This window comes from Nitrososphaera sp. (genome assembly GCF_050748925.1).
Lineage (GTDB): Archaea > Thermoproteota > Nitrososphaeria > Nitrososphaerales > Nitrososphaeraceae > Nitrososphaera.
In genome coordinates this window covers 1-1,848 of the sequence record NZ_JBOGQF010000214.1, presented here as the reverse complement: position 1 = coordinate 1,848, position 1,848 = coordinate 1, and the positions used below count along the sequence as shown (strand labels likewise).

Here is a 1,848-nt window from a genome sequence, read left to right as displayed (position 1 = left end):
GTATAGTACCTGTCGCAAAACGCCTTCAGCTCCTTTATGTCGCCTGCTTCCCTGTCGCGGGGCGGCCGCCTGAAAACCGACGGGATCGGGAGCACGCTCACCGGCGGGGTCGCAAGGATGAACTTGTTTGCGTGCTTGCTGTACCTCGCCACCTTGCTTGCAATCCTGGCGGCATAGTAGGAGAGCGGGTCAAGCGCGTGCTCGGGCGGTATGAACCCCGTCTCTATCTCGACTATGGCCGCGCCGTCGCCCTTTGTCGCATGCACGTCGCACACCAGTATGTCGGTCAGCTGCTTTTCGACGTCCACGGTATAGCCGTCGCGTATCAAGTGCTTGGCGCACACAAGCTCCATCGCCGAGTGGTTTATCTTGACAAGGTTTTTGCTGTAGAGGTCTATGAGCCTGTTTCTGACAAAGTCGAGCCGCTCGACATTTTCCGCCGGCTCGCCTCTGGACATTTTGCTGGCAAGGGCCGTGACGTCTTCTGTAAAACTCTCTAGATCCAAGCCTCGGTTTTAGTAAACGCGTGTGGCTTTAAAGATTGTTCGCTGCCGTCCGGCGATTGAACGATTATTCTGTCAAATTTCCTACTAAGCCTTTTATAGTGCATGACAGGCAATTTGAGGGTCACTATTTGCCTGAACCGGAGACTACTACCCTTGATGGCGCCCGGCTAGGGGTAGTCCTTGACAAGACGCTCAGGATGTTTGTGGACGCGGGCAAGCAGTACATTATGGACGACCTTGCCAGCCACGGGATAAAGTTTGACAAGGACTCGCGCTACTCGCTAGAGCAGGTCCGCAAGGCGCTTTCGATAATAGGCAACGACGGCGCGTCGCTCGTAATCGACAGAGTGCGCAAAGAAATGGGCCTCGCCTAGGCCTTGATCACGTTTTTGGACGCAAGCCTGATGTCTTCCGGCTTGATTGTCTTTCTCCCTGCGTGGATGGAAAGCTCGACTGCCTGCCTTGACACCCTCTCTGCGGCCTCCTCGAGCACCTTGCGGAGCTCATCTGCTGCGTCGTCGCTGACCCTCTCTGCGCCGGACTTTTTCATTATGCGGTGCATGGCCGCGAGGCCAAACTCTGGACCTGAAGACATCACCTGTAGGGCTGCGCCCGGCGATTAAAAGTTTATTTTCGCTTTGCACTCATTTCTGGCAGTTGCTCTGCGACGCGCACGTCCACCTGACGGACAGCGAATACTCGCCTTACATTGGCCACGTGATAGCGTCGCTGCGCGCCATGGGCATAGTAGCGTGCTCTGTCACCGTCGACACCGCGACAACCCTGAACAGCTTTGGCCTGTTCAATTCCTCGCGCGACGCAGTAAGGCAGTTTGTGGGGATACATCCCGAGTTTGCCGCAAGCGAAGATCTCGAAAAATTCACAGAAGTCTTCAAAAGCAACATCGGGGCGGTAGACGGCGTGGGCGAGATTGGCCTCGACGGCACCTACGAGGCCGAGAGGGGCATCCCCTATGGGAGGCAAAAGAAAGTGTTCCACTCTATGCTTTCTCTTGCCGAGTCTGCAAACAAGCCAGTCTCTATACATTCAAGGCGCGCCCTTGACGACATACTGGAGATACTGCCTTCATACAAGATCAAAAGCGCCCTCCTGCACTGGTTTGCAGGCAGCAAAAAGCAGCTGGCAAGGTCGATGGACATGGGGCTGTACGTCTCTTACGGGCCTGCGCTCGTCTACTCGGACGACAAAAAGGTCATGCTGAAAAACACGAGGCAGGACAGATTCCTGGTAGAGACGGACGGGCCGGTGCGCTACTCGCACTGCTTTGAGAACAAGCCTGCGCTGCCCAGCTCGTTTCTTGCAAGCGTCGTAGCCTCTGCTG

4 protein-coding genes are annotated in these 1,848 nt (G+C 55.8%); 2 read left to right on the top strand and 2 right to left on the bottom strand.

What is annotated here, in order from left to right; all coding sequences use genetic code 11:
- On the bottom strand, positions 1-506 hold a 506-nt coding region (locus ACREAY_RS11620), incomplete at its 3' end, for a hypothetical protein (protein ID WP_431755931.1).
- 128 nt (positions 507-634) lie between these two features.
- On the opposite strand from ACREAY_RS11620, the gene ACREAY_RS11615 reads away from it, so the two are divergent.
- Positions 635-880, top strand: a complete 246-nt coding sequence (locus ACREAY_RS11615; RefSeq protein WP_431755930.1) for a hypothetical protein — start codon at positions 635-637, stop codon at positions 878-880.
- On the opposite strand, the gene ACREAY_RS11610 is transcribed toward ACREAY_RS11615, so the two are convergent.
- Complete coding sequence (locus ACREAY_RS11610) at positions 877-1,101, bottom strand: histone family protein (protein WP_431755929.1); 225 nt, start codon at positions 1,099-1,101, stop codon at positions 877-879. The genes ACREAY_RS11615 and ACREAY_RS11610 overlap by 4 nt on opposite strands.
- 62 nt (positions 1,102-1,163) lie before the next feature.
- Here ACREAY_RS11610 and ACREAY_RS11605 point away from each other — a divergent pair.
- A partial coding sequence (locus tag ACREAY_RS11605; protein ID WP_431755928.1) for a TatD family hydrolase occupies positions 1,164-1,848 on the top strand: 685 nt, incomplete at its 3' end.